Below are 26,475 nucleotides of genomic sequence, written 5' to 3' on the forward strand. Positions count from 1 at the left end.
GTCCGCTACACCGCGCTCAGATAGCGGCGGGTGATCACCCGCTGCGCCAGCCGGGTCACCGGACCGCCCAGCTTGCTCCACCACGTCGCGTGTCTGGAAAAGGCGGTCACCTCGGCATGCACCGAACCGTCGGTGGGGTCGTAGCGGACCGCGAACAGTTCCTCGCCGGTCTCGGGGTGCCCGGGCAATGTTCCGTAGGCGAAGCCACGGCGGTCCGGTTCGTCGAGCAGATAGACCACCCGACACGGCGCTCGCAGCGGCCAGAATCCCACGGTCACCTCGACCCCGACGGCGGCCGACGCGGCATCGGCATGGACCAGCACCCCTGCGCCGCGCTGCATGCCCCAGTGCAGGACGGCATCGGCGGCCTCCTCGAAGCGGGCGCGCCCGTGCCCGATCACCGCGGAGACCCGGACGTGCTGGTAGCCGGCGGGCAGCGGGCCGTTGGTCGCACCCACCTCGGCATAGGTCAGATCCATCCCTGCCACTATCGCAGGCGCGTGCGCTGCGGCGGTGCGGTCGTGCAATAACGTGACTGCCGTGACCATCGGCACCGCGCACCCCGGCGGCGGGTTCAACCCGCCCGAGCCGACCGACAAGGGTGGCCCCGACTACGGACGTTTCGTCGAAGCGGTCCGGACCCTGCAGGACCACGCGCGGGCCGCGGACGCGCCCGACGAGGTCATCAGCGAAGCGGCCGATCTGATCGAGAAGGCCTCGGCACTGCTGGCGCCCTATGAGGCCGACGAATGGCATTCCCCGTCGGGCCGCAGGCTCGACCTGCCCAACCGGGGCAACATCATGTCGGTCCCGATGGATCTGCGCGTCGCCGACGACCGGGTCACCGGCACCGTGCTGTTCCGCCGCTACCACCTCGGCCGCAACAGTGCCGTGCACGGCGGGGTGCTCGGACTGCTGTTCGACTCACTGCTCGGGTTCACCACCGCCAAGCTCACCAAGAGCTCCTACCAGCGCACGGCGCATCTGGGCATCGACTACCGCAAGATCGTTCCCATCGGGCGCGAGCTGCAGGTCGAGGCCGGTATCGACCGCATCGAGGGCCGCAAGATGTTCGTCAGCGGACGGCTGCTCGATGGTGCCGAGGTGCTCACCGAGGCCGACGCGCTGTTCGTGCGGCTGAAGCCGGGGCAGCCATGACCGATGCCGGTAAGCCCGACAAGCGGGCCTGGGCACGGTGGCGCGACACGCTGCGTGAGCGGCCGGTCGCCGACCTGATCTACCGATCGGTGGTGGGCGTGGTCGGCACCCTGGTGCTGATCGTCGGCATCATCGCCATCCCGTACCCGGGTCCGGGGTGGGCCATCGTCTTCCTGGGGCTGGGGATCCTGGCTACGGAGTTCCGCGCCGCGCAGGTCGTGCTGCAGTGGGTGCGGATCCGCTATGACCGCGCGATGGACTGGTTCGCCAGACAGCACATCGCCGTGAAGGCGCTGAGCGCGCTGTTGACGGCGGCCGTCGTCATCGCATCGCTGTGGCTGTTCGGGGCGCTCGCGCTGGTCGCCGGCTGGGTCGGAATCGATTGGTCCTGGCTGAAGAGCCCGATAGGCATCGGGTCGTAGGTATTGCGCTGGCCCAACACCGATAGCATGGTCGCGATTCACTCGAGCCGATGAGGAGATCCACCGATGACCGCCGCCGCCAGTAAAGCCCCCGCAGCCCCGATCCGGGTGGCTGCCGGGACTACCGCCGGGGCGGCGGTGCGCGAGGCGGGACTGCCCGAGCGCGGCGCGCCCGACGCCATCGTCGTCGTGCGGGACGCCGAGGGCCGGCTACGCGACCTGAGCTGGTCGCCGGACACCGACGCCGACGTCGAGCCGGTGGCCGCCGACACCGAGGACGGCCGCAGCGTCATCCGGCACTCGTGCGCCCACGTGCTGGCCCAAGCGGTGCAGGAGCTCTTCCCACAGGCCAAGCTCGGCATCGGCCCGCCCATCACCGACGGCTTCTACTACGACTTCGACGTCGCCGAACCGTTCACCCCGGAGGACCTGGCCAAGCTGGAGAAGCGGATGGCCAAGATCATCAAGGACGGTCAGCTGTTCTCCCGGCGCGTCTACGAGTCCAAAGAGCAGGCGCGCGAAGAGCTTTCCGGTGAGCCCTACAAGCTGGAACTGGTCGACGACAAGTCCGGGGCCGATGATCCGGAGGTGATGGAGGTCGGCGGCGACGAGCTCACCGCCTACGACAACCTCAACCCGCGCACCAAGGAGCGGATCTGGGGCGACCTGTGCCGCGGCCCGCACATCCCGACCACCCGCTTCATCCCCGCCTTCAAGCTGACCCGCAGCAGCGCGGCGTACTGGCGCGGCAACCAGAACAACGCCAGCCTGCAGCGGGTGTACGGCACCGCGTGGGAGTCCCAGGAAGCCCTCGACAAGCATCTGGAGCTGATCGAGGAGGCGCAGCGCCGCGACCATCGCAAGCTCGGCGTCGAGCTGGACCTGTTCAGCTTCCCCGACGAGCTCGGCTCGGGACTGCCCGTCTTCCACCCGAAGGGCGGCATCATCCGCAAGGAACTGGAGGACTACTCGCGGCGCAAGCACGAGCAGGCCGGCTACCAGTTCGTCAACACCCCGCACATCACCAAGGAAAATCTCTACATCACCTCGGGGCACCTGGAGTGGTACGCCGACGGCATGTTCCCGCCGATGCAGATCGACGCCGAGTACAACGAGGACGGCACGGTCCGCAAGCCCGGCCAGGACTACTACCTGAAGCCGATGAACTGCCCCATGCACCACCTGATCTACCGGTCGCGGGGCCGCTCCTACCGCGAATTGCCGCTGCGGCTCTTCGAGTTCGGATCGGTGTACCGCTACGAGAAGTCCGGCGTGGTGCACGGCCTGACCCGGGTGCGCGGCATGACCCAGGACGATGCGCACATCTACACCACCCGCGAGCAGATGCGCGATGAGCTGACCTCACTGCTGCAGTTCGTGCTCGACCTGCTGTCCGACTACGGCCTCGACGATTTCTACCTGGAGCTCTCGACCAGGGACCCGGAGAAGTCCGTCGGTTCCGACGAGTTGTGGGAGGAGGCCACCGCCACGCTGCGCGAGGTGGCCGAGGCCTCCGGGCTGGACCTGGTGCCCGATCCCGGCGGCGCCGCCTTCTACGGTCCCAAGATCTCGGTGCAGGTCAAGGATGCGTTGGGCCGTAGCTGGCAGATGTCGACCATCCAGCTCGATTTCAACATGCCCGACCGGTTCGAGTTGGAGTACACCGCCCCGGACGGCAGCCGGCAGCGCCCCGTGCTGATCCACCGTGCGCTGTTCGGTTCCATCGAGCGGTTCTTCGGGGTGCTCACCGAGCATTACGCCGGTGCGTTCCCGGCGTGGCTCGCGCCGGTGCAGGTGGTCGGGGTGCCCGTTGCCGACGCGCACCTTCCGTACCTGGAAGATGTTGCCGCGCAACTGCGTTCCCGCGGGGTGCGGGTCGAGGTGGACGCCAGTGACGACCGGATGGCCAAGAAGATCGTCAACCACACCAACCAGCGGGTGCCGTTCATGCTGCTGGCCGGTGACAAGGACGTCGACGCGGGGGCGGTCAGCTTCCGGTTCGGCGACCGCACCCAGGTCAACGGGATCGCCCGCGATGCCGCCGTGGACGCGATCGCCGACTGGATCGCCCGCCGCGAGAACGCCACTCCCACCGCGGATCTGCTGTCGGTGCCGACATGAGCGAGGACTCCGACGGCAACGACGCGATAGTCGACACCGGGGTCGGTGACCCCGATCATCTACAGCGGTTGTGGACTCCGCACCGGATGAGCTATATCGCCGAGTCGCCGATGAAGAAGGGTTCCGGTTCGGCGCAGTCGAAGGAACCCTTCACCGACATCCCCGCGATGTCGGATGAGGACGGCCTGATGGTGGCGCGCGGTGAACTGGTGTACGCGGTACTCAACCTGTACCCCTACAACCCGGGGCACCTCATGGTGGTGCCGTATCGGCGGGTGTCCGAGCTGGAAGACCTGAGCGCCGACGAGACCGCCGAGTTGATGGCCTTCACCCAGAAGGCCATTCGGGTGATCAAGGCGGTGTCCCGTCCGCACGGTTTCAACGTCGGGCTGAACCTGGGCACCTCGGCGGGCGGATCCCTGGCCGAACACCTGCACATGCACGTCGTGCCCCGCTGGGGCGGGGACGCCAACTTCATCACCATCATCGGCGGGTCGAAGGTGATCCCGCAGCTGCTGGGTGAGACACGCACACTGCTGGCCGACGAATGGGTAAGGCAGTCGGAGCAGCCCCCGCGATGAGCAACTTCTACCTGATGACCCGGGCGGCCTACACCAAGATTTCGGGACCGGTCGCCAGGGCGGCACTGCGCACCGGGCTCACCCCGGACAGCATCACCATCCTCGGGACGGCCGGCTCCATCGTGGCGGCACTGACGCTGTACCCGATGGGGCAACTGTGGTGGGGCTCGGTGGCGGTGTTCTTCTTCGTGCTGGCCGACATGCTCGACGGCGCGATGGCCCGAGAACGTGGCGGTGGAACGCGATTCGGCGCCGTGCTGGACGCGACCTGTGACCGCCTCAGCGACGGTGCGATATTCGGCGGACTGGTGTGGTGGGCGGCATTCAGTGCGCACAACAGCGCCCTGGTGGCGGCCGGACTGATCTGCTTGGTCACCTCCCAGGTCATCTCCTATATCAAGGCCCGCGCCGAGGCCAGCGGTCTGCGCGGTGACGGTGGCATCATCGAACGCCCGGAACGGCTGGTCATCGTGCTGATGGGCGCCGGATTCGCCGGGCTGTTCGGGTTGCCGATCCTGCTGGACGTGGCGATGTGGGGTCTCGCGGTCGCCAGCCTGGTGACCCTGGCGCAGCGGTTGCATGCCGTGCGGACCTCGCCGGGGGCCATGGATTCACTACCTGCCCCGGCCGAACCCGCCGAGGACGGTCAGTGAGCACGCCGTCGGCCGGACTGCCGAATGTGCGCGGTTTCCGGGTGCCGCTCGGCGGTCAGCTGTCCGACCTCGGGTACGCGGCGGGCTGGCAACTGGTGCGCGCCATGCCGGAGTTCGCGGCCCGCAACATGTTCGACGCTGGTGCGCTCTACGCAGCGCGCGGCGGCGGCCCCGCCCAGTTGCGCAAGAATCTGGCGCGCGTCATCGGGGTGCCGCCCGACCAGGTACCCGACGCCCTGGTCCGCGCCTCGCTGGCCTCCTACGGCCGGTATTGGCGCGAGGCGTTCCGGCTGCCGTCGATGGATCACGCCGCGGTGGCCGCGCGAGTGCAGGAACGTGTCGAGGGCCACCTCCATGTCGAGCAGGCGTTGCAGGCCGGGCGTGGGGTGATGCTTGCGCTGCCGCACAGTGGCAACTGGGATATCGCCGGGGTATGGATGGCCAACACCTACGGTCGGTTCGCCACCGTCGCCGAACGGCTCAAACCCGAGTCCCTGTACAACAGGTTCGTCGCCTACCGCGAGAGCCTGGGCTTCGAGGTGCTGCCGCTGACCGGTGGACCCCGCCCACCCTCGGAGATCCTTCAGCAACGGTTGCGCGACAACGGAATCGTCTGCCTGATGTCCGACCGCGACCTGACCCGGTCCGGTGTCCCGGTGACCTTCTTCGGTGAGCAGACCCGGCTGCCGTCGGGTCCGGCGAGGCTGGCGTGTGAGACCGGTGCGGCCCTGCTGCCCACCCACACGTGGTTCGACGGTGACGGGTGGGGCCTGCGGATCCACCCCCCGCTGGATACCTCCTCGGGTGATATCGCAGTGATCACCCAGGCGATGGCCGACCTGTTCGCCGACGGTATCGCCGAACACCCCGAGGATTGGCACATGCTGCAGCCGCAGTGGCTCGCCGATCTGTCGGCCGAGCGCCGCGCTCGCCTCGAAGGAAGCTAGGGGAGCGCATGCGCATCGGGATGGTGTGCCCGTACTCGTTCGACGTACACGGTGGGGTCCAGGCGCACGTGCTGCAGTTGGCCGAGGTCTTCCGCGCCCAGGGGCACGAGGTCAGTGTGCTGGCCCCGGCCTCCCCACACGTCAGCCTGCCCGAGTACGTCGTCTCCGGCGGCCGGGCGGTCCCGATCCCGTACAACGGTTCGGTGGCGCGGCTGCGTTTCGGCCCGGCCACCCACCGCAAGGTCAAGAGGTGGCTCATCGACGGCCAGTTCGACGTGCTGCATCTGCACGAACCGAACGCGCCGAGCGTCTCGATGCTGGCGTTGATGATCGCCGAGGGGCCGATCGTCGCGACCTTCCACACCTCGACGACGAAATCGTTGACGCTCAGCGTCTTTCAGGGAATGTTGCGGCCGCTGAACGAGAAGATCGTCGGCCGCATCGCGGTGTCCGATCTGGCCAGGCGCTGGCAGATGGAGGCCCTCGGCTCGGATGCGGTGGAGATCCCAAACGGGGTCAACGTCGCCGAGTTCGCCGACGCGCCGACGCTGGACGGTTACCCGCGGCCGGGGTGCGCGATCCTGTTCCTCGGCCGCTTCGACGAGCCGCGCAAGGGGATGGCGGTGTTGCTGGCGGCCCTGCCGCGGCTGGTCGAGCGGTTTCCCGATATCGAGGTGCTGATCGTCGGTCGTGGGGATGAGGCCGAATTGTCGGAGCACGCCGGCGAATACGCGCGCAATCTGCGTTTCCTGGGCGCGGTGGATGATGCGACCAAGGCGTCGGCCTTGCGCAGCGTCGACGTGTACTGCGCGCCGAACACCGGCGGTGAGAGCTTCGGCATCGTCCTGGTGGAGGCGATGGCGGCGGGCACCGCCGTGGTCGCCAGCGATCTGGACGCCTTCGGACGGGTGCTCGAAGGGGGAACGGCCGGTCGGTTGGTGGCCGTCGATGACGCCGATGCATTGGCCGATGGTCTGATCGAGGTCCTCGGCGATGACGAGGCCCGGCATGGTTACATCCGGGCCGCCGCAGTTGCCGTGCGGCGCTATGACTGGTCGGTGGTGGCCGGCGAGATCATGCGCGTGTACGAGACGGTGGGTGGCTCCGGTAACAAGGTGCAGGTCACGGGTACGGCGGGGCGGAGCACCGCATGATGATCTGGCTCGTCGTGCTGCTGGTGGTGCTGGGTGCGGCCCTGTTGCTGACCGGTAGCTGGGCGTATCTGACCGCCAACCGGCTCGATCGGTTACATGTCCGCTACGACATGTCCTGGCAGGCCCTTGATGCGGCGCTGGCCCGCCGCGCGGTGGTCGCGCGGGCGGTCGCGCTCGACGCCTACGGACACGGCCCGCAGGCGCAGCGGCTCGCCGCGCTGGCCGACGCGGCCGAGCGCGCCGACCGCCCGTCGCGGGAGGCCGCCGAGAATGCCCTCTCGGCGGCGCTGACACTGGTCGATCCGGCGGTCCTGTCCGCGGCGCTGGTGGCCGAACTGGCCGATGCCGAGGCGCGGGTACTGCTGGCGCGTCGCTTCCACAACGACGCGGTGCGCGACACCCTGGCGCTGCGCGAACGCCCCATGGTGCGGTTGCTGCACCTCGGCGGCACCGCCGCGCTGCCCACATATTTCGAGATCGCCGAACGTGCGGGCCTTGCCGCGCGCCACGGCGTGGCCCAACGGGTGTCGGCCCGGATCGTGCTGCTCGACGAGCACGGCTGTGTGCTGCTGTTCCGGGGTTCGGACCCGGCAGGCGACGGCAGCCGGCGCTGGTGGTTCACCGTCGGCGGGGCGGTGGAGCCCGGTGAGGAGCTCGCCGACGCCGCGGCGCGTGAACTGTTCGAGGAGACCGGCCTGCGGTTGACGGGGGAGCAGCTGGTCGGACCCGTCTGGCGTAGGGACGCCCTGATCGATTTCAACGGGTCGGTGATGCGCAGCGAGGAACACTTCTTCGTGCACCGCACCCGGCGGTTCGACCCGTCCAGCGCCGGCTACGACGAGCTGGAGCGCCGCTACATTCAAGGCCATCGTTGGTGCGATGCGACAATGATCGCCGAGCTGGACGCCAACGGAGAATCCGTATACCCCCGACAGCTCGGCGCGTTGTTGGCCAAGGCCGGCGAGCTCGCCGATGTGCGGGGTGCGGGACCGGGTACGCAGCCTCAGATCATTCGCTGAGGCTGCGGATTCAATTGTTTTGGTGCCACCTTTAGACTGGATCGGTACCTGAGTAGAGGAGATTGCGATGGAATTCGGCGAGCAGGGCAGCCAGACCGGTACCGCGCGGGTGAAGCGCGGGATGGCCGAGATGCTCAAGGGCGGCGTCATCATGGATGTCGTCACCCCCGAGCAGGCGCGCATCGCCGAAGCCGCCGGTGCCGTCGCGGTGATGGCTCTGGAGCGGGTGCCCGCCGATATCCGGGCCCAGGGCGGCGTCTCGCGGATGAGCGATCCGGACATGATCGAGGGCATCATCGACGCGGTCACCATCCCGGTGATGGCCAAGGTGCGTATCGGCCATTTCGTCGAGGCGCAGATCCTGCAGAGCCTCGGTGTCGACTACATCGACGAGTCCGAGGTCCTCACCCCGGCCGACTACACCAACCACATCGACAAGTGGCGCTTCACCGTTCCGTTCGTGTGCGGGGCGACCAACCTCGGTGAGGCGCTGCGCCGGATCACCGAGGGCGCGGCGATGATCCGCTCCAAGGGCGAGGCCGGTACCGGCGATGTCTCCAACGCCACCACCCACATGCGCAAGATCGGTGGCGAGATCCGCCGTCTCACCTCGCTGAGCGAGGACGAGTTGTTCGTGGCCGCCAAGGAACTGCAGGCGCCCTATGACCTGGTGGTCGAGGTGGCCAAGGCGGGCAAGTTGCCGGTCACGTTGTTCACCGCCGGTGGCATCGCGACGCCGGCCGATGCGGCGATGATGATGCAGCTCGGTGCCGAGGGCGTGTTCGTCGGGTCGGGCATCTTCAAGTCCGGCGATCCGGCGGCGCGCGCCGCGGCGATCGTCAAGGCCACCACCTTCTACGACGATCCCGACGTGCTGGCCAAGGTCTCGCGCGGGCTGGGTGAGGCCATGGTCGGTATCAACGTCGACGACATTCCGGCACCGCACCGGCTCGCCGAACGCGGCTGGTAGCCGGTGATGAGCGCTTGCGCGAAGAGCGGACGATAGTGGCGATCGAAGAGATCCTCGACCTGGAACAGATCGAGGTCAACATCTATCGCGGGGGTGTCTTCAGCCCCGAATCAGGTTTCCTGCAACGCACATTCGGTGGTCACGTGGCGGGGCAGTCGCTGGTGTCGGCGGTCCGGACCGTCGACCCGAAATTCCAGGTGCACTCGTTGCACGGGTATTTCCTGAAGGGCGGGGACGCGCGGTCTCCGACGGTGTACAGCGTCGAACGGCTTCGTGACGGCGGCTCGTTCTGCACCCGCCGGGTTTCGGCAATCCAGCACGGCGAGACGATCTTCTCGATGTCGGCATCGTTTCAGACCGATCAGAGCGGTATCGAGCACCAGGACGTCATGCCGACGGCGCCGCCGCCGGACGATATTCCCGACTTCAAGTCGGTCAGCCGGGTCTTCGACGATGCCAGCTTCCGCCAGTTCGACGAGTGGGATGTCCGCATCGTGCCGCGCGATCAAACCAATCTCTTGCCGGGCAAGGCATCTCAACAGCAGGTGTGGTTCCGCCACCGCGACCCACTGCCCGATGATCCGGTGCTGCACATCTGTGCGTTGGCCTACCTGTCGGATCTCACCCTGCTGGGGTCGGCGCAGGTGAACCATCCCGAAGAGCGCAAGCACCTGATGATCGCCTCGCTGGACCACGCGATGTGGTTCATGCGCCCGTTCCGCGCCGACGAGTGGCTGCTCTATGACCAGTCCTCACCCTCGGCCTGCGGTGGTCGCGCACTGACCGAGGGCAAGCTGTTCAACCAGTACGGCGAGATGGTCGCCTCGGTGATGCAGGAGGGACTGACCCGCTATCAGCGCGATTTCGTCCCGACGGCGAAGTGACGGTCAGGGTCGGGGTTCTCGCGCTGCAGGGTGACACCCGCGAGCACCTCGCGGCGCTCACCGAGGCCGGTGCACAGGCCTGCACGGTGCGTCGGCTCGCCGAACTCGATTCGGTGGACGCCCTGGTCATCCCGGGCGGTGAATCCACCGCGATGAGTCATCTGTTGCGCGAGTTCGAGTTGCTCGAACCGTTGCGGGCCCGGCTCGCCGACGGTATGCCCGCCTACGGGTCGTGCGCGGGGATGATCCTGCTGGCCACCGAGATCCTCGACGCCGGGGTGCCCGGCCGCGAGGCGCTCGCGCTACGCGGCATCGATATGACCGTGCGTCGCAACGCTTTCGGACGCCAGGTCGATTCCTTCGAAGAGTCCATCCCGTTCGCCGGGCTGGACTCCGACGTGCACGCCGTCTTCATCCGGGCGCCGTGGGTGGAACGGGTCGGAGAATCGGTGGAGGTGCTGGCCACCGCCGCCGGCCATCCGGTGGCGGTGCGCCAGGGCAAGGTCCTCGCGACGTCGTTCCATCCCGAGGTCACCGGCGACCGCCGGGTGCACCGGATGTTCGTGGAGTCGCTGCGCTGACTAGCGGATGGCCAGCCCGGTCAGGGTGCGGGCCATCACCAGGCGCTGGATCTCGCTGGTGCCCTCGAAGATGGTGAAGATCTTGGCGTCGCGGTGCATCCGCTCCACCGGGTACTCGCGGGTGTAACCGTTTCCGCCCAGGATCTGGATGGCCTCGTCGGTCACATAGGTGGCGGTCTCGCTGGCGACCAGCTTGGCCATCGACCCCTCCGCGGACTCGAAAGCCTTGCCGTTGCGCGCCATCCAGCCCGCCCGGTAGACCAGCAGGCGGGCGGCATCGATGCGGGCCTTCATATCGGCCAGCTTGAACGCCACACCCTGGAACTCGCCGATCTTACGGCCGAATTGCTCACGCTCGCAGGCATAGTCGAGGGCGTACTCGTAGGCGGCGCGAGCCACCCCGACGGCCATGGCACCCACGGTGGGCCGGGTGCGCTCGAAGGTGGCCATCGCGGCCTGGCCGTTGGTCCGCTTGCCTTCGCGCACCCTGGCGATGCGCTCGTCGAACTTCTCCTTGCCGCCCAGGATCAGGTTTCCGGGGATGCGCACGTCCTCCAGGACCACCTCGGCGGTGTGCGAGGCGCGGATGCCGTGCTTGAGGAACTTCTGGCCCTGGCTGAAGCCGGGGGTGTTGGGCGGGATGATGAACGACGCCTGCCCGCGGCTGCCGAATTCGGGATACACCGAGGCGACCACGATGTGGACCTCGGCGATACCGCCGTTGGTCGCCCACGTCTTCGTGCCGTTGAGCACCCACTCGTCGGTGGCTTCGTCGTAGCGCGCCTTGGTCAGGATCGAGCCGACATCGGAGCCGGCGCCGGGCTCGGAGGAACAGAACGCCGCGACCTTCGGGTCCTCGACGCTGCCGAACATCTGCGGCAGCCACTCGCCGACCTGTTCGGGAGTGCCGCCGCCGGCCAGCGATGCCGCGGCCAGGCCCGTGCCCAGAATGGACAGCGCGATGCCGGCATCACCCCAGAACATCTCCTCGAAGGCCACGATCATGCCGAGGCCGGAGGGCTCGGCGGCCTGCTCGGCGAAGAATTCCATGGAGTAGAGGCCGATCTTGGCGGCCTCCTTGATGATCGGCCACGGAGTCTCCTCGCGCTCGTCCCATTCGGGGGCAGCGGGCCGCACGACATCGGCGGCGAACTCGTGAACCCACTTCTGCACGTCGAGCAGGTCGGAGGACAACTCCAGGGAGAAGGTCATGGCCGAATCTTACTTTGGAGTAAGTTAACCAGGGAAGTGACTGTGGCTCAGTTAACACTTGTTCATCGGACGGTGCGACCGGCCGGAGCGTGCCCCGCCGCGCCGGTCAACCCAGTCTCTGCCCGTAGACTGGCCAACTGACGTTTCACCAGAAAGAGGGCGTACCTGCATGAGCGGCCATTCCAAGTGGGCCACCACCAAGCACAAGAAGGCGATCATCGACGCCCGTCGTGGCAAGAACTTCGCCAAGCTGATCAAGAACATCGAGGTCGCCGCCCGCACCGGCGGCGGTGACCCCGGCGGCAACCCCACGCTGTACGACGCCATCCAGAAGGCGAAGAAGAGCTCCGTGCCCAACGACAACATCGAGCGCGCGCGCAAGCGCGGCGCCGGTGAAGAGGCCGGCGGCGCCGACTGGCAGACCATCACCTACGAGGGCTACGGGCCCAATGGTGTCGCCGTCCTCGTCGAGTGCCTGACCGACAACAAGAACCGCGCGGCCGGTGAGGTCCGCGTCGCCATGACCCGCAACGGCGGCAACATGGCCGACCCGGGTTCGGTGTCCTACCTGTTCTCCCGCAAGGGCATCGTGACGCTGGAGAAGAACGGCCTCTCCGAGGATGACGTCCTTGCCGCGGTGCTGGAGGCCGGTGCCGAGGAGATCAACGACCTCGGCGACAGCTTCCAGGTGGTCTCGGAGCCCACCGACCTGGTGGCCGTGCGCACCGCGCTGCAGGATGCCGGTATCGACTACGACTCCGCCGAGGCCAGCTTCCAGCCCTCGGTGAGCGTTCAGGTCGATCTGGAGGGCGCCCGCAAGGTGCTCAAGCTGGTCGACGCCCTCGAGGACAGCGATGACGTGCAGGACGTCTACACCAACGTCGACATCCCCGATGATGTCGCCGCGCAGCTCGACGAAGACTAGGGCCCGAGGACTAGAACAGCGCGCTGATCGGGGTCTCCCCGGCGATCAGCTCGAAGGTGCGTCCCGCGGTGTCGGTATGGTCGAGCACCGCCAGTAGTACCGCCGCGACATCGGCACGCGGGATCTCGCCGCGACCGGTGGATTCGGCGATGTGTACCCGTCCGGTGCCGGCATCGTCCGTCAGCCGTCCCGGCCGCACGATGGTGCTGTGCAGGCCGGAGCGTGCCCGCACGTCGGCGTCGGCGTCGGCCTTGGCGCGGATGTAGGCGCGGTACACCTCGTCGTAGGCGTCATCGAGGCTGCGATCGTCGGCCGAGATGGCCGAGACCATGACATAGCGCGGCACCCCCGCGGCCTCGGCCGCATCGGCGAGCAGGATCGCGGCATCGCGGTCGACGGTCTGCTTGCGCGCCACGCCACTGCCCGGGCCTGCGCCCGCGGCGAAGACCACGGCATCGGCCCCGCGCAACACCTCGGCAAGAGCGGACGCCGATGTGTGCTCCAGGTCGAGCACCTCGGCGCTGGCCCCGACGGCCTCCAGGTCCGGCACGTGTGCCGGATTGCGCACCAGGCCCACGGCGGTGTCGCCGCGCTCGGCCAACAGCCTTTCCAGGATGAGGGCTATCTGACCATGTCCACCGGCGATGACGACGCGCATGTGTCCAGCCTGCCATGGCGTGTCCCTGCCGGGCGGTGTCGGTCCGGGCGGCTAACCTATCGAACAGGTGTTCTGATGTGAAGGGGTTGGCGTGCGGGTAATGGGAGTCGATCCCGGTTTGACGCGCTGTGGGCTGTCCATGATCGAGAGTGGTCGTGGCAGACATGTGACGGCGCTCGATGTCGACGTCGTGCGCACGCCCGCCGACGAACCGTTGCAGAAGCGGCTGCTGACCATCAGCGACACGGTGGAGCACTGGATGGACACCCACGTCCCCGATGTCATCGCGATCGAGCGGGTGTTCGCCAACCACAATGCCAACACCGCGATGGGCACCGCCCAGGCCGGCGGGGTGATCGCGCTGGCCGCAGCCCGCCGAAATATCGACGTGTATTTCCACACCCCCTCGGAGGTGAAGGCCGCAGTGACCGGTAACGGGCGCGCCGACAAGGCCCAGATCACCACCATGGTGACCAAGATCCTTGCGCTGCAACAGAAGCCGACCCCGGCCGATGCCGCCGACGCGTTGGCGCTCGCCATCTGCCACTGCTGGCGCGCGCCGATGATCGCCAGGATGGCCGAGGCCGAGGCCAAGGCGGCCGAACAGAAGAAGCGCTATCAGGCGCGGCTCAAGGCGGTGCGGGCATGATCGCCTCGGTGCGCGGTGAGGTCCTCGACATCGCCCTCGACCACGTCGTCATCGAGGCCGCCGGCGTCGGTTACAAGGTGATGGCCACACCGTCGACACTGTCGACGCTGCGGCGCGGGGCCGACGCCCGGCTGATCACCGCGATGATCGTGCGCGAGGACTCGATGACGCTCTACGGTTTCGCCGACGGCGAGGCCCGCGATCTGTTCACCACCCTGCTCGGGGTGTCCGGTGTGGGGCCGAAGATCGCGCTGGCCACGCTGGCGGTCTATGACGCCCCGGCGCTGCGGCAGGCGCTCGCCGACGGTGACGTCGCCGCGCTGACCCGGGTGCCCGGCATCGGTAAGCGCGGCGCGGAACGGATGGTGCTGGAACTGCGCGACAAGATCGGCGCGGTGCCCGGTTCCGGTGGTGTGGCCACGGCCACCGGACACGCGGTGCGCACCCCGGTGGTGGAAGCCCTTGTCGGCCTTGGGTTTGCGGCCAAACAGGCCGAGGAGGCCACCGACAAGGTGCTCGCCGACGATCCGACCGCCACCACCTCCGGCGCCCTGCGCGCCGCGCTGTCGATGCTGGGTAAGAAGTAGCCATGGGCCGTTTCGAGGACGAGGAACCCGAGGAGCGTGATGTCTCGCCGGCGTTGACCGTCGGCGAGGGCGATGTCGACGCCAGCCTGCGGCCGCGGTCGCTCGGCGAGTTCATCGGCCAGCACCGGGTGCGCGAACAGCTGCAGCTGGTGCTGGAGGGTGCCAAGAATCGCGGCGGCACACCGGATCACATCCTGCTGTCCGGGCCACCCGGCCTGGGCAAGACCTCGTTGGCGATGATTATCGCCGCCGAATTGAGCTCGGCGCTGCGGGTCACGTCGGGCCCGGCGCTGGAGCGCGCGGGCGATCTGGCGGCCATGCTGTCGAATCTGGTCGAGGGCGATGTGCTGTTCATCGACGAGATCCATCGCATCGCCCGGCCCGCCGAGGAGATGCTCTACCTGGCGATGGAGGACTTCCGGGTCGACGTCGTCGTCGGCAAAGGCCCTGGTGCGACGTCGATTCCCCTCGATGTCGCGCCCTTCACCCTGGTCGGCGCGACGACCCGGTCCGGAGCGTTGACCGGACCGCTGCGCGACCGGTTCGGGTTCACCGCCCACATGGACTTCTACGAACCCGCCGACCTCGAGCGGGTGCTGCATCGCTCGGCAGGCATCCTCGGTATCGGGTTGGAGGCCACCGCCGGTGCCGAGGTCGCGCGCCGTTCCCGCGGCACCCCACGTATCGCGAACAGGTTGTTGCGCCGCGTGCGTGATTACGCCGAGGTACGCGCCGACGGGGTGATCACCCGCGATATCGCCAAGGCCGCGCTGGCGGTGTACGACGTCGACGAACTCGGGCTGGATCGGTTGGACCGGGCGGTGCTCACGGCGCTGACCCGCAGTTTCAACGGCGGCCCGGTCGGGGTTTCGACGCTGGCGGTGGCGGTCGGGGAGGAGGCCACCACCGTCGAGGAGGTGTGCGAGCCGTTCCTGGTGCGCGCCGGGATGATCGCCCGCACCCCGCGCGGGCGGGTGGCGACCCCGTTGGCGTGGACACATCTCGGGCTGGAACCACCGGTTCGCGGTCTCGGTCAGCAGAGCGGCCTGTTTGAATAGTGGGCATGCTTGTCGCCGCACTGATCATCGCCGGCATCGCCGCGCTGCTGCACGTCTACATCTTCGTCATGGAATCGGTGACCTGGACCTCGCCGCGGACCCGCGCGACGTTCGGGATGAGCGCCGAGGAGGCGGTCGCCACCAAGGAGCTCGCCTTCAACCAGGGCTTCTACAACCTGTTCCTGGCGATCGTGTCCGCGATCGGGATCGCCGCCGTCGCAATGGGGCACAGCGGTATCGGGGCTGCGTTGATCCTTGCCGGGGTCGGCTCGATGCTGGCCGCGGCGCTGGTGCTGCTGATCTCCTCGCCGGACAAGGCGCGCGCCGCGATCAGTCAGGGTCTGTTCCCGCTGATCGCCGTCGTGCTGCTGGTGATCCACCTCGTCGGCTAGCGGTTTTCGCGGGGTCCGAGCTGGGTAAACACCGTTCGGCAGAGGAGGCCCCCATGACCGGTACACATGTTTCCCCCCGCGGCGGCAGGTTGCATATCGCGCGCAGCCGCGGTGCCCTCAGCGGAGTCCTGTTGATCGTCCTGGGGTTGTGGGGCGCCCTCATCCCATTCGTCGGGCCGTACTTCGACTTCGCCTACACACCCGATACGCCGTGGGCATGGACCATGGGCCGGGGCTGGCTACAGCTGCTTCCCGGCGTGGTGGCCGTCATCGGTGGCCTGTTGCTGCTGGTCTCGCGCAACCGCGCCACCGCCATGCTGGGCGGCTGGCTCGGCGTGGCCGCGGGTGCCTGGTTCGTGGTGGGTCGGGTGCTGGCCGCGCCGCTGGGTCTCGGCACGCCGGGCAGCCCCGTCGCGGTGACCGAGGCCAAGAGCGTGGCACTGGAGCTGGCCTACTTCTCCGGCCTCGGCGCGCTGATGGTGTTCCTGGCCGCCGCCGCCATCGGCCGCGTGTCGGTACGCAGCGTGCGCGATGTCCGGCTGCGTGACGATGACCGCGTGGATGACCGCTTGGATGACACGGTCACCAGGGACGGCGTCGACCACGACGACCACACCAGGGCCATCCCGCTGCACCACACGCCGGCACAGAGTCCGACCGCGACCGGTCCCATCGTGGCGACCGAACCGGACCACACGACGGTCCCGACCCGTCGCAGGGGACTCAAGGACCGCCTGTTCGGGTCGTCCAAGACCCCGGTGGCGCGCTGAGCGGCGGCCCGGGACCGGTCAGCGCAGTGCGGCGAGCGCCTCGGCCAGGATGTCGAGGGCCTCGTTCAGCAGTTCGTCGCTGATCGCCAGCGGCGGCAGGAAACGCAACACGTTGCCGTAGGTACCGCAGGACAACACGATGACACCCTTGGCGTGGGCGGCCGCGCACAGCGCCTTGGTCAGATCCGCATCGGGTTCGGTACCACCGGACTTGACCAGCTCCACGGCGATCATCGCGCCGCGGCCACGCACATCGCCGATCCGGTCGTCATCGGCCTGCATCCGGTGCAGCCGGTCCTTCATCAGCCGTTCGATGGCGCCGGCGCGGGCCACCAGGCCATCGGTCTCGATGGTCTCGATGGTCGCCAACGCCGCGGCGCAGGCGATCGGATTGCCGCCGTAGGTTCCGCCGAGCCCGGACACGTGCGGGGCATCCATGATCTCGGCGCGCCCGGTGACCGCCGAGAGGGGCAGCCCGTCGGCGATGCCCTTCGCGGTGACGATCAGATCAGGGTCGATGCCCTCGTGCTCACAGGCGAACATCGCGCCGGTCCGCGCGAAACCGGTCTGCACCTCGTCGGCGATGAACACCACATTGTTGTCCCGGCACCAGGCGAGCAGTGCGGGCAGGAATCCTGGTGCGGGGACGATGAATCCGCCCTCGCCCTGGATGGGCTCGATGATGACGGCGGCCAGGTTGTCGGCGCCGATCTGCTTGTCGATGACGGTGATGGCGCGCTTGGCCGCCAGTTCGCCGTCCTCTGCCAACTCCTTGCCGAATTCTGCGTCGCGGAAGGGATACGACAGCGGAGCCCGGTAGATCTCCGGGGCGAACGGGCCGAAACCGCTCTTGTAGGGCATCGATTTGGCGGTCAGCGCCATCGTGAGGTTGGTGCGGCCGTGATAGGCGTGGTCGAAGGACACCACGGCCTGCTTGCGGGTGTAGGAGCGGGCGATCTTGATCGCGTTCTCGACCGCCTCGGATCCGGTGTTGAACAGCGCCGAACGCTTGTCCCCGCTGCCGGGGGTGAGCCGATTGAGGTGTTCGGCCACGGCGACGTAACCCTCGTAGGGCGTCACCATGAAGCACGTGTGGGTGAACAGATCGACCTGGGCGGTCACGGCGTCGACCACCCGCGGAGCGGCGTTGCCGATGGTGGTGACGGCGATGCCCGAGCCGAGGTCGATCAGCCGGTTGCCGTCGATGTCCTCCAGGATGCCGCCGGCGGCACGTGCGGCGTAGACGGGCATCGTCGTGCCGACACCGCGGGCGACCGCGGAATTCTTGCGCTCGATCAGCGCCGAGGATTTCGGGCCGGGAATGGCGGTGGCGAGATGGCGGCTCTGTTCGACGGCAGGCACGGCTGACTCCTGTGGCGTTACGGGTGAAAACAGCAACTCAATCGCGGTCCATCTTCGAATCGCGTCGGTTCCACCCCATTGTGTCACGGTTTCCGTCGGTCGGGGCCGGGTTGCCCGGGTGACCGGCAAATCGGGGGAGCCGATAGTGGCACACTGGTGTGCCGTACCCGCTGACAACTGCGAAGGACAGCAGCTCCATGGATCTCGTCGTATTCCTGCCCCTCTTCATCATTCTGGGCGCCTTCATGTTCTTCGCGTCGCGCCGCCAGAAGAAGGCCATGCAGGCCACGATCGATCTGCACGAGTCGTTGACCGTCGGTGACCGGGTGCACACCACCTCGGGTCTGAAGGGCACCATCGTCGGTATCACCGACGACTACGTCGACCTGGAGATCGCCCCCGGTGTGGTGACCACCTGGATGAAGCTGGCCATCCGCGATCGCATCGAAGACCTCGACGACGATGATGACGCCGCCGACGATGACGAGACGTTCGAGAGCCAATCGGGCGCCGTCGAACTCACTGACCGCCCGACACCCAAGACTGACAGCAACTGAGCCAGGCTCACCGCGTACCCTCCCGGTAACGCAGTCCCTGTCAACGCCGTCCTTAATCGTTTCGAGGAGACCCAAGAACCGTGGCATCGTCTTCGGCGCCGGTCCACCCTGCCCGCTATCTGTCGCTCTTCCTGGCACTCCTCGTCGGTGTGTATCTGCTGGTCTTTCTGACCGGCGATAAGAATCCCGAGCCCAAGCTGGGTATCGACCTGCAGGGTGGCACCCGCGTCACACTCACCGCTCGTACACCCGACGGCTCGCGGCCCACCCGCGACGCTCTGATCCAGGCGCAGGAGATCATCAGCTCGCGCGTCGACGGTCTCGGCGTCTCCGGCTCCGAGGTCGTGATCGACGGTGACAACCTGGTCATCACGGTCCCCGGCAACGACGGAACCGAGGCTCGCAGCCTCGGCCAGACCGCCCGCCTCTACATCCGGCCGGTCATCCACGCGATGCCCGCCCAGCCGGCCGGTGACCAGCCGCCCGCCGAGGGTGCGCCCCCGGGGCTGCCGCCGGGTGGTCAGATCCCCGGCATGCCGCCCGGTATGGACCCCGGCGGTATGCCGCCGCTGATCGCACCGGCCGAGCCCGAGGCGCCCGTTCGGACGCCCGGTCAGCCGGGCGTCCCCGCCGCGCCGCCGGCCGCTCAGCCGCGGCCCTACCCACTGGAACCGGCACCCTCGCCGTCTCCGTCTCCGTCGCCCACACCCGCTCCGTCACCCGCACCGGCTCCCGGTACGCCCGCCTCGCAGGCACCTGGCGCGCCCAACGAAGACGCCTCGCTGGCCCAGCGCATCGCCGACGAGAAGCAGCTGCGCCAGAGCACCGATCAGAGCATCCAGCTGTTGGCACTGCAGTTCCAGGCCACCCGGTGCAACGAGGACGACGTGCTGGCCGGTAACGACGACCCGAACCTGCCGCTGGTCACCTGCTCGACCGATCACAAGAACGTCTTCCTGCTGGACAAGTCGATCATGAGCGGCGAGGAGATCCAGACCGCCGGATCCGGCTTGGACCAGCAGCGCGGCGATTACGTCGTCGACGTCGAGTTCAAGAGCGGCGGTTCGAAGATCTGGGCCGATTTCACCGCGGCCAACGTCGGGACCCAGACGGCCTTCACGCTCGACTCGCAGGTCGTCAGCGCCCCCGAGATCCAGGAGGCGATCCCCGGCGGACGCACCCAGATCACCGGGCAGTTCACCGATTCCTCGGCCCGCGAACTGGCCAACGTCCTCAAGTACGGCTCGCTGCCCCTGTCGTTCGAATCGTCGGAGGCCGAAACCGTCTCGGCGACACTGGGTTTGACCTCGCTGAAGGCCGGTCTCATCGCCGGTGCCGTCGGTCTGGCGCTGGTGCTGCTGTACTCGCTGCTGTACTACCGGGTGCTCGGCCTGCTGACCGCGCTGTCGCTGATCCTTGCCGGGGCCATGGTCTACGCCCTGTTGGTGTTGCTCGGCAGATGGATCAACTACACCCTCGATCTGGCCGGTATCGCCGGTCTGATCATCGGTATAGGCACGACCGCCGACTCGTTCGTGGTGTTCTTCGAGCGCATCAAGGACGAGATCCGTGAGGGCCGTTCGTTCCGATCGGCCGTGCCGCGCGGTTGGGCCCGTGCCCGCAAGACGATTCTTTCCGGTAACGCGGTGACCTTCCTGGCCGCGGCGGTGCTCTACATCCTGGCCGTCGGCCAGGTGAAGGGCTTCGCGTTCACCCTGGGCCTGACCACCATCCTCGACGTGCTGGTGGTGTTCCTGGTGACCTGGCCGCTGGTGTACCTGTCATCGAAGTCCACGACGCTGGCCAAACCGGCGTTCAACGGTCTCGGTGCCGTCCAGCAGATCGCCCGCGAACGGCGTGCCGCGCCCACGACAGGACGGGGTTAGTCAGATGTCGGCCAAGAATTCTTCTCCGGAGACGCTCGGGACCGAGGCAGGCACCGGATCGGCTCAACAGCACGGCTTCTTCGTGCGGCTCTACACCGGCACCGGCGCCTTCGAGGTCATCGGTAAGCGCAAGCTGTGGTACGCCGTCAGCGGTGTGATCGTCGGTATCTCGCTGCTGGCCATGCTGATCCGCGGGTTCGCCTTCGGTATCGACTTCGAGGGCGGCACCAAGATCTCCATGCCGGTCGACGGCGCCAAGGGGCAGGCCACCACCGAACAGGTCGAGACCGTGTTCGGTGAGGCCATGGGCGGCGCCCCCGAGACCGTCGTCATCGTCGGCAGCGGGCCGTCGGCCACCGTGCAGATCCGCACCGAGACGCTGAGCAACGAGGACACCGAGAAGGTGCGCACCGCGCTGTTCGATGCGTTCGCGCCCAAGGGCACCGACGGCCAGCCCAGCATTCAGGCCATCAGCGACTCGGCCGTGTCATCCACCTGGGGCGGCCAGATCACCCAGAAGGCGCTGATCGCGCTGGTGGTGTTCCTGATCCTGGTGTCGATCTACATCACCGTGCGCTACGAGCGATACATGGCGCTCGCTGCCCTGGCGGCGATGTTCTTCGACCTCATCGTCACCGCAGGTGTGTACGCGCTGGTGGGCTTCGAGGTCACCCCGGCCACCGTGATCGGTCTGCTCACCATCCTCGGCTTCTCGATCTATGACACCGTCATCGTGTTCGACAAGGTCGAGGAGAACACCGAGGGCTTCGAGCACACCACCCGCCGAACGTTCGCCGAACAGGCCAACCTGGCGGTCAACCAGACCTTCATGCGGTCGATCAACACCAGTCTGATCTCGGCACTGCCGATCATCGCGCTGATGGTCATCGCCGTCTGGCTGCTCGGCGTGGGCACCCTGCAGGACCTGGCGCTGGTGCAGCTCGTCGGCGTGCTCGTCGGTACCTATTCGTCGATCTACTTCGCCACGCCGCTACTGGTGACCCTGCGTGAGCGCACCGATGTGGTGCGCAACCACACCCGCAAGGTCATGCGCCGGCGCGCGGCGGTGGCCGCCAAGTCCGAAGGGGCCACCGAGCTCGACGATGACGATGCCGCCCAGGATCTGACCGCCGACGCCGTCGAGGTCAGCACCCCGGCCGGTCCGGCACCGGACAAGCCCGCGCCCGGTGCCAAACCGCTGCGGCCCAACCGACCGTCGGGCAAACGGCGGCCATAGTGCCGAGCGTGCGAGGCACCCGCAGCACCGTGCCGAGCGTGCGAGGCACCCGAGTGATAGTGCCGAGCGTGCGAGGCACCCGCCGCGCAGCTGCCGCCCTGGCCCTGGTGGCGGGGCTGGTCGTGGCGGGCTGTTCGGCAGGCTCCGACGGTGTCATCGACTACGCCGTCGACGGCACGCTGACCAGCTACAACACCAATACCGTCAGCGGTGCCGCCTCCGGCGGCCCGCAGGCGTTCGCTCGCGTGCTCACCGGATTCACCTATCGCGGTCCCGACGGGCAGACGGTCAGCGACCGGGACTACGGCACCGTCGCCGTGGTCGGCCGCGCACCGCTGATCCTGGACTACGAGATCAATGCGGCCGCCGTGTACTCCGACGGCAAGCCGATCACCTGTGACGACATGGTGCTGACCTGGGCCGCGCAGTCCGGGCGATTCCCGTTGTTCAACGCGGCCAGCACCGCGGGGTACCGCGATATCGCGACCGTCGACTGCGTGCCCGGACAGAAGAAGGCCCGGGTGACGTTCAATCCGGACCGCGGAATCGTCGATTACGGTTCGCTGTTCGGCGCGACCGCGCTGCTGCCCGCCCACGTGCTCGGCGATCAGCTCGGACTTGGGGAGGCCGGGGTCACCCGCGCCATCCAGAACCAGGATCTCCCGGCGGTCGACCGCATCGCCGCGGCGTGGAACGCCAGCTGGAATCTCGGTCCCGACACCGACATCAAGCTGTTGCCCTCGTCCGGGCCCTACAAGGTGGAGTCCATCACCGACCAGGGCGCGGTGGTGCTGACGGCCAACGACAAGTGGTGGGGCGCGAAGCCGGTGACCCCGCGGGTGACGGTGTGGCCGCGCGGAGCCGATATCCAGGACCGGATCAACGACGGCACCTTCGATATCGTCGATATCGCGGCCGGATCATCGGGCATCATCAACCTGCCCGCCGGTTACACCCGCACCGACACCCCGTCGGCGGGTATCGAGCAGCTGATCTTCTCCGCGCAGGGCTTGATGGCCGCGCCCCCGAACCGGCGGGCTCTGGCGTTGTGCACCCCGCGGGAGAACATCGCCCGCAACGCGCAGGTGGCGGTTGCCAACGCGCGTCTGAACCCGACCGCCGAGGACGCCCTGTCGGCCGCCGAGAGTGCCGTCGCGGCAGGGCAGTTCGTGGCGCCGGATATCGAGGGCGCCCGGCTGGCGCTGAACAATCAACCGCTGACCGTGCGCATCGGATACCAGAGCCCGAACCCACGGCTGGCCGCCACGGTGGGTGCCATCGCGCAGGCGTGCGGACCGGCGGGGATCACCGTCACCGATGCGGCGGGCGCCGGTGTGGGCCCGCAGAGCCTGCTCGACAATTCCGTCGACGTCCTCATCGGCAGCACCGGCGGCGCCGTGGGCAGCGGTTCCACCGGTTCGAGCTCGCTGGATGCCTACGACCTGCACACCGGTAACGGCAACAACCTCTCCGGGTACAGCAACGAGCGCATCGACGGCATCATCGACGCGCTGGTGGTGACCGCCGACCCCAAGGAGCAGTCCCGGCTGTTGGGGGAGAGCGGCCCCATCCTCTGGGCGGACGTGCCGACCCTTCCGCTGTACCGTCAGCAGCGCACCTTGCTGACCGCCAAATCGGTGGGTGCCGTCAGCAGCAACCCGACCCGCTGGGGAGCAGGATGGAACATGGACCGATGGACACTGTCGTGAGTTCGGATGCTGTCGTGAGTTCGGACGCTGTCGTGAATCCGGCACTGTCGTGAGTGATGCTGCGGCACTGATCAGCCGGCTGACCCGCGAGGTGGACGACTTCCCGAGCCCGGGTGTGCAGTTCAAGGACCTCACCCCGGTGCTTGCCGACCCGCAGGGCCTGGTGGTGCTGACCGACGCGCTGGCCGAGGTCGCCGAGGGAGCCGACCTGATCGCCGGCGTCGACGCCCGCGGCTTCCTGCTCGGCGCGGCGGTGGCACTGCGCCGCGGTACCGGGGTGCTGGCCGTGCGCAAGGGGGGCAAGTTGCCGCCGCCGGTGCATACCGTGTCCTACGACCTGGAGTACGGGTCGGCGACCCTGGAGATCCCGGCCGACGGTATCGAACTGGCCGGTCGCAACGTTCTGGTGATCGATGATGTGCTGGCCACCGGCGGCACGCTCGCCGCGGCAGCCCAGGTGCTGGAAAAGGCCGGGGCCAGGGTGATCGGTGCGGCCGTGGTGCTGGAACTGGTGGGTCTGAACGGGCGCGCCGCGATCCAACCACTACCGGTCACCAGTCTCATCACAGGCTGAGAGATATCCTCGAAGTCTTGACGATGGCGAGGAGGTGAACGTGGCCGGCGAAGACAACGTTGCGAGCGGCACCGGGCAGGTGGTCCAGACTCCGCCGTCGGCCGAGGCCGCCGCGGATACCGCCAAGATCAGCGCCTCACGCCGGGTGCGGGCCCGGCTCGCCCGGCGGATGACCGCCCAGCGCAGCCCCGTCAACCCCGTGCTCGAACCGCTGGTGGCGGTGCACCGCCAGTTCCACCCGAAGGCAGATCTGGCCATCCTGCAGCGCGCCTATGATGTCGCCGAACAGCGCCACGCCGACCAGATGCGCCGCTCCGGTGATCCCTACATCACCCATCCGCTGGCCGTGGCGAACATCCTCGCCGAACTGGGTATGGACACCACCACGCTGGTGGCCGCGCTCCTGCACGACACCGTGGAGGACACCGGGTACTCCCTCGACGAGCTCACCAACGACTTCGGCAGCGAGGTCGGCCATCTCGTCGACGGGGTGACCAAACTCGACAAGGTCGCCCTCGGTAGCGCCGCCGAGGGCGAGACCATCCGCAAGATGATCATCGCAATGGCCCGCGACCCCCGGGTGCTGGTGATCAAGGTCGCCGACCGGCTGCACAACATGCGCACCATGCGTTTCCTGCCGCCGGAGAAGCAGGCTCGCAAGGCCCGCGAGACGCTGGAAGTCATTGCCCCGCTGGCACATCGGTTGGGCATGGCGACCGTCAAATGGGAGCTGGAGGATCTGTCGTTCGCGATCCTGCACCCCAAGCGATACGAGGAGATCGTCCGACTGGTCGCCGACCGTGCGCCGTCGCGGGACACCTACCTGGCCAGGGTGCGCGCCGAGATCGGTTCGTCGCTGGCGGCCATGAAGATCAGCGCCACCGTAGAGGGCAGGCCCAAGCACTACTGGTCGATCTATCAGAAGATGATCGTCAAGGGCCGCGACTTCGACGATATCCACGACCTGGTCGGCGTCCGCATCCTGTGTGACGACATGCGTGACTGTTATGCCGCCGTCGGTGTGGTGCATTCGCTGTGGCAGCCGATGGCGGGCCGGTTCAAGGATTACATCGCCCAACCGCGGTACGGGGTGTACCAGTCGCTGCACACCACCGTCATCGGCCCGGAGGGCAAGCCGCTGGAGGTGCAGATCCGCACCAACGACATGCACGACACCGCCGAGTTCGGCATCGCGGCGCACTGGCGATACAAGGAAGCCAAGGGGCGCAACGGTGTTCCCGGTGGGCACACCGCCGCCGAAATCGACGAGATGGCGTGGATGCGACAGCTTCTCGATTGGCAACGGGAAGCCGCCGACCCCGGTGAGTTCCTCGAATCGTTGCGTTATGACCTTGCGGTGCAGGAGATCTTCGTTTTCACCCCGAAGGGTGACGTCATCACTCTGCCGACCGGGTCGACACCGGTGGACTTCGCCTACGCCGTGCACACCGAGGTCGGTCACCGCTGTATCGGGGCGCGGGTCAACCATCGCCTGGTCGCGCTGGAGCGCAAGCTCGAAAATGGCGACCAGGTCGAGGTTTTCACCTCCAAGGCCGCCAACGCCGGGCCGTCGCGGGACTGGCAGACCTTCGTCGTATCGCCGCGGGCTAAGGCCAAGATCCGGCAGTGGTTCGCCAAGGAGCGCCGCGAGGAGGCGCTCGAAGCGGGCAAGGATGCGATCGTGCGTGAGGTCCGCCGCGGTGGGCTCCCGTTGCAGCGGTTGATGAGTGCGGACTCCATGACGAACCTGGCCCGCGAACTGCACTACGCCGATGTCTCGGCGCTCTACACCGCGGTCGGTGAGGGCCACACCTCGGCTCGGCACGTCGTGCAGCGCCTGCTTGCCCAGTTCGGCGGCGACGAAGAGGCCGAGGACGAGATCGCCGAGCGGTCGACGCCGGCCACCATGCCGATGCGGCACCGCACCAGCGATGACGTCGGGGTGTCGGTTCCCGGCGCGGTCGGGGTGCTGACCAAGCTGGCCAAGTGCTGCACCCCGGTCCCCGGCGATGTCATCATGGGCTTCGTCACCCGCGGCGGCGGGGTCAGCGTGCACCGCACCGATTGCACCAATGCCGAATCACTTCAGGAGCAGTCCGAGCGCATCATCGAGGTGCAGTGGGCCCCCTCGCCGTCATCGGTGTTCCTGGTCGCCATCCAGGTCGAGGCGCTGGACCGGCATCGGTTGCTCTCCGATGTCACCCGCGTGCTCGCCGATGAGAAGGTCAACATCCTGTCGGCGTCGGTGACCACCTCCAACGACCGGGTTGCGATCAGCCGGTTCACGTTCGAGATGGGCGACCCCAAACACCTGGGTCATGTGCTCAACGTCGTGCGCAATGTCGAGGGTGTGTACGACGTGTACCGGGTGACTTCCGCGGCGTGAGCCGCGGTCCGGCTTGCGCGGCG

At 67.9% G+C, this 26,475-nt stretch carries 27 protein-coding genes; 23 read left to right on the forward strand and 4 right to left on the reverse strand.

The annotated features are described in order from the left end of the window. Positions 1-5 precede the first annotated feature (5 nt). A complete protein-coding gene (locus FBY28_RS23985) occupies positions 6-479 on the reverse strand; it encodes a DUF1990 domain-containing protein (RefSeq protein ID WP_141869678.1) in 474 nt (157 codons plus the stop codon). 61 nt (positions 480-540) lie between these two features. Here FBY28_RS23985 and FBY28_RS23990 point away from each other — a divergent pair, with 61 nt between their 5' ends. From FBY28_RS23990 to pdxT, 11 genes are all read left to right on the forward strand, one after another. Then, positions 541-1,158, forward strand: coding sequence for a PaaI family thioesterase (locus tag FBY28_RS23990; RefSeq protein ID WP_174241729.1), 618 nt, complete (start codon positions 541-543; stop codon positions 1,156-1,158). Beyond that, the gene (locus tag FBY28_RS23995) at positions 1,155-1,580 is read left to right on the forward strand and encodes a TIGR02611 family protein (protein WP_141869680.1); all 426 of its coding nucleotides are present in this window, start codon (positions 1,155-1,157) and stop codon (positions 1,578-1,580) included. Before FBY28_RS23990 ends, FBY28_RS23995 begins: the two co-directional genes overlap by 4 nt. 66 nt (positions 1,581-1,646) lie before the next feature. Further along, positions 1,647-3,701: a threonine--tRNA ligase gene (gene thrS, locus FBY28_RS24000; RefSeq protein ID WP_141869681.1), complete on the forward strand. Its 2,055-nt coding sequence runs from the start codon at positions 1,647-1,649 to the stop codon at positions 3,699-3,701. Then, positions 3,698-4,282: an ATP adenylyltransferase gene (locus FBY28_RS24005; protein WP_141869682.1), complete on the forward strand. Its 585-nt coding sequence runs from the start codon at positions 3,698-3,700 to the stop codon at positions 4,280-4,282. The genes thrS and FBY28_RS24005 overlap by 4 nt, the downstream gene beginning before the upstream one ends. Further along, positions 4,279-4,935 (forward strand): phosphatidylinositol phosphate synthase, encoded by a 657-nt coding sequence (gene pgsA / locus FBY28_RS24010; RefSeq protein WP_141869683.1) that lies wholly within the window; start codon positions 4,279-4,281, stop codon positions 4,933-4,935. The genes FBY28_RS24005 and pgsA overlap by 4 nt, the downstream gene beginning before the upstream one ends. Next, positions 4,932-5,882: a phosphatidylinositol mannoside acyltransferase gene (locus tag FBY28_RS24015; protein WP_141869684.1), complete on the forward strand. Its 951-nt coding sequence runs from the start codon at positions 4,932-4,934 to the stop codon at positions 5,880-5,882. The genes pgsA and FBY28_RS24015 overlap by 4 nt, the downstream gene beginning before the upstream one ends. Positions 5,883-5,890: 8 nt before the next feature. Further along, complete coding sequence (locus FBY28_RS24020) at positions 5,891-7,036, forward strand: glycosyltransferase family 4 protein (protein WP_141869685.1); 1,146 nt, start codon at positions 5,891-5,893, stop codon at positions 7,034-7,036. Beyond that, on the forward strand, positions 7,033-8,055 hold the full coding sequence (locus FBY28_RS24025; protein WP_141869686.1) for an NUDIX hydrolase: 1,023 nt from the start codon (positions 7,033-7,035) through the stop codon (positions 8,053-8,055). The genes FBY28_RS24020 and FBY28_RS24025 overlap by 4 nt, the downstream gene beginning before the upstream one ends. A 67-nt stretch (positions 8,056-8,122) precedes the next feature. After that, on the forward strand, positions 8,123-9,025 hold the full coding sequence (pdxS, locus tag FBY28_RS24030; RefSeq protein WP_019511267.1) for a pyridoxal 5'-phosphate synthase lyase subunit PdxS: 903 nt from the start codon (positions 8,123-8,125) through the stop codon (positions 9,023-9,025). A gap of 35 nt (positions 9,026-9,060) precedes the next feature. After that, positions 9,061-9,909 carry an acyl-CoA thioesterase II gene (tesB, locus tag FBY28_RS24035; RefSeq protein WP_141869687.1) on the forward strand — a complete coding sequence of 283 codons (849 nt, stop codon included), beginning with the start codon at positions 9,061-9,063 and terminating at the stop codon, positions 9,907-9,909. Continuing rightward, positions 9,906-10,490 carry a pyridoxal 5'-phosphate synthase glutaminase subunit PdxT gene (gene pdxT / locus FBY28_RS24040; RefSeq protein ID WP_141869688.1) on the forward strand — a complete coding sequence of 195 codons (585 nt, stop codon included), beginning with the start codon at positions 9,906-9,908 and terminating at the stop codon, positions 10,488-10,490. Before tesB ends, pdxT begins: the two co-directional genes overlap by 4 nt. On the opposite strand, the gene FBY28_RS24045 is transcribed toward pdxT, so the two are convergent. Then, entirely contained in the window at positions 10,491-11,702 is a 1,212-nt protein-coding gene (locus FBY28_RS24045) for an acyl-CoA dehydrogenase family protein (protein ID WP_141869689.1), read from the reverse strand. Positions 11,703-11,871: 169 nt separating this feature from the next. Between FBY28_RS24045 and FBY28_RS24050 the strand changes: the two genes are divergently transcribed. Next, positions 11,872-12,627, forward strand: a complete 756-nt coding sequence (locus tag FBY28_RS24050; RefSeq protein WP_141869690.1) for a YebC/PmpR family DNA-binding transcriptional regulator — start codon at positions 11,872-11,874, stop codon at positions 12,625-12,627. Positions 12,628-12,637: 10 nt separating this feature from the next. Here the strand turns inward: FBY28_RS24050 and FBY28_RS24055 are convergent, their stop codons facing one another. Then, positions 12,638-13,285: an SDR family oxidoreductase gene (locus FBY28_RS24055; protein WP_141869691.1), complete on the reverse strand. Its 648-nt coding sequence runs from the start codon at positions 13,283-13,285 to the stop codon at positions 12,638-12,640. Between the two features lie 100 nt (positions 13,286-13,385). Between FBY28_RS24055 and ruvC the strand changes: the two genes are divergently transcribed. The 5 genes from ruvC to FBY28_RS24080 are packed head-to-tail and all read left to right on the forward strand — an operon-like array spanning position 13,386 to position 16,741. Further along, entirely contained in the window at positions 13,386-13,934 is a 549-nt protein-coding gene (gene ruvC, locus FBY28_RS24060; RefSeq protein WP_019511273.1) for a crossover junction endodeoxyribonuclease RuvC, read from the forward strand. Beyond that, complete coding sequence (ruvA, locus tag FBY28_RS24065; protein WP_141869692.1) at positions 13,931-14,521, forward strand: Holliday junction branch migration protein RuvA; 591 nt, start codon at positions 13,931-13,933, stop codon at positions 14,519-14,521. Before ruvC ends, ruvA begins: the two co-directional genes overlap by 4 nt. A gap of 2 nt (positions 14,522-14,523) precedes the next feature. After that, the gene (ruvB, locus tag FBY28_RS24070) at positions 14,524-15,579 is read left to right on the forward strand and encodes a Holliday junction branch migration DNA helicase RuvB (protein ID WP_019511275.1); all 1,056 of its coding nucleotides are present in this window, start codon (positions 14,524-14,526) and stop codon (positions 15,577-15,579) included. Positions 15,580-15,584: 5 nt separating this feature from the next. Further along, positions 15,585-15,971: a DUF1304 domain-containing protein gene (locus tag FBY28_RS24075; RefSeq protein ID WP_141869693.1), complete on the forward strand. Its 387-nt coding sequence runs from the start codon at positions 15,585-15,587 to the stop codon at positions 15,969-15,971. 53 nt (positions 15,972-16,024) lie between these two features. After that, entirely contained in the window at positions 16,025-16,741 is a 717-nt protein-coding gene (locus tag FBY28_RS24080) for a hypothetical protein (protein ID WP_141869694.1), read from the forward strand. 18 nt (positions 16,742-16,759) lie between these two features. On the opposite strand, the gene gabT is transcribed toward FBY28_RS24080, so the two are convergent. Next, positions 16,760-18,103: a 4-aminobutyrate--2-oxoglutarate transaminase gene (gabT, locus tag FBY28_RS24085; protein WP_141869695.1), complete on the reverse strand. Its 1,344-nt coding sequence runs from the start codon at positions 18,101-18,103 to the stop codon at positions 16,760-16,762. Between the two features lie 197 nt (positions 18,104-18,300). Here gabT and yajC point away from each other — a divergent pair, with 197 nt between their 5' ends. From yajC to FBY28_RS24115, 6 genes are all read left to right on the forward strand, one after another. Continuing rightward, on the forward strand, positions 18,301-18,660 hold the full coding sequence (gene yajC, locus FBY28_RS24090) for a preprotein translocase subunit YajC (protein WP_019511279.1): 360 nt from the start codon (positions 18,301-18,303) through the stop codon (positions 18,658-18,660). A gap of 80 nt (positions 18,661-18,740) precedes the next feature. Beyond that, positions 18,741-20,546, forward strand: coding sequence for a protein translocase subunit SecD (gene secD / locus FBY28_RS24095; RefSeq protein ID WP_141869696.1), 1,806 nt, complete (start codon positions 18,741-18,743; stop codon positions 20,544-20,546). Positions 20,547-20,550: 4 nt separating this feature from the next. Continuing rightward, a complete protein-coding gene (secF, locus tag FBY28_RS24100) occupies positions 20,551-21,783 on the forward strand; it encodes a protein translocase subunit SecF (protein ID WP_141869697.1) in 1,233 nt (410 codons plus the stop codon). A gap of 68 nt (positions 21,784-21,851) precedes the next feature. Beyond that, on the forward strand, positions 21,852-23,492 hold the full coding sequence (locus FBY28_RS24105) for an ABC transporter substrate-binding protein (RefSeq protein WP_141869698.1): 1,641 nt from the start codon (positions 21,852-21,854) through the stop codon (positions 23,490-23,492). 49 nt (positions 23,493-23,541) lie between these two features. Next, complete coding sequence (locus FBY28_RS24110; protein ID WP_141869699.1) at positions 23,542-24,066, forward strand: adenine phosphoribosyltransferase; 525 nt, start codon at positions 23,542-23,544, stop codon at positions 24,064-24,066. 169 nt (positions 24,067-24,235) lie between these two features. Then, positions 24,236-26,452: a RelA/SpoT family protein gene (locus FBY28_RS24115; protein ID WP_216848247.1), complete on the forward strand. Its 2,217-nt coding sequence runs from the start codon at positions 24,236-24,238 to the stop codon at positions 26,450-26,452. The last annotated feature ends 23 nt before the right edge of the window (positions 26,453-26,475 follow it).

The organism is Arthrobacter sp. SLBN-53 (assembly GCF_006715585.1).
Taxonomy (GTDB): Bacteria; Actinomycetota; Actinomycetes; order Mycobacteriales; family Mycobacteriaceae; genus Mycobacterium; species Mycobacterium neoaurum_A.

Coding starts and splice junctions, on each gene's coding strand:
- ruvB (WP_019511275.1), top strand. CDS start 14,524: ATGGGCCGTTTCGAGGACGAGGAACCCGAGGAGCGTGATGTCTCGCCG.
- FBY28_RS23985 (WP_141869678.1), bottom strand. CDS start 479: ATGGATCTGACCTATGCCGAGGTGGGTGCGACCAACGGCCCGCTGCCC.
- FBY28_RS24055 (WP_141869691.1), bottom strand. CDS start 13,285: ATGCGCGTCGTCATCGCCGGTGGACATGGTCAGATAGCCCTCATCCTG.
- FBY28_RS24025 (WP_141869686.1), top strand. CDS start 7,033: ATGATGATCTGGCTCGTCGTGCTGCTGGTGGTGCTGGGTGCGGCCCTG.
- thrS (WP_141869681.1), top strand. CDS start 1,647: ATGACCGCCGCCGCCAGTAAAGCCCCCGCAGCCCCGATCCGGGTGGCT.
- ruvA (WP_141869692.1), top strand. CDS start 13,931: ATGATCGCCTCGGTGCGCGGTGAGGTCCTCGACATCGCCCTCGACCAC.
- FBY28_RS24005 (WP_141869682.1), top strand. CDS start 3,698: ATGAGCGAGGACTCCGACGGCAACGACGCGATAGTCGACACCGGGGTC.
- yajC (WP_019511279.1), top strand. CDS start 18,301: ATGGATCTCGTCGTATTCCTGCCCCTCTTCATCATTCTGGGCGCCTTC.
- FBY28_RS24080 (WP_141869694.1), top strand. CDS start 16,025: ATGACCGGTACACATGTTTCCCCCCGCGGCGGCAGGTTGCATATCGCG.
- FBY28_RS24075 (WP_141869693.1), top strand. CDS start 15,585: ATGCTTGTCGCCGCACTGATCATCGCCGGCATCGCCGCGCTGCTGCAC.
- pgsA (WP_141869683.1), top strand. CDS start 4,279: ATGAGCAACTTCTACCTGATGACCCGGGCGGCCTACACCAAGATTTCG.
- FBY28_RS24045 (WP_141869689.1), bottom strand. CDS start 11,702: ATGACCTTCTCCCTGGAGTTGTCCTCCGACCTGCTCGACGTGCAGAAG.
- FBY28_RS24115 (WP_216848247.1), top strand. CDS start 24,236: ATGACCGCCCAGCGCAGCCCCGTCAACCCCGTGCTCGAACCGCTGGTG.
- FBY28_RS24050 (WP_141869690.1), top strand. CDS start 11,872: ATGAGCGGCCATTCCAAGTGGGCCACCACCAAGCACAAGAAGGCGATC.
- FBY28_RS23995 (WP_141869680.1), top strand. CDS start 1,155: ATGACCGATGCCGGTAAGCCCGACAAGCGGGCCTGGGCACGGTGGCGC.
- pdxS (WP_019511267.1), top strand. CDS start 8,123: ATGGAATTCGGCGAGCAGGGCAGCCAGACCGGTACCGCGCGGGTGAAG.
- ruvC (WP_019511273.1), top strand. CDS start 13,386: ATGGGAGTCGATCCCGGTTTGACGCGCTGTGGGCTGTCCATGATCGAG.
- FBY28_RS24020 (WP_141869685.1), top strand. CDS start 5,891: ATGCGCATCGGGATGGTGTGCCCGTACTCGTTCGACGTACACGGTGGG.
- secF (WP_141869697.1), top strand. CDS start 20,551: ATGTCGGCCAAGAATTCTTCTCCGGAGACGCTCGGGACCGAGGCAGGC.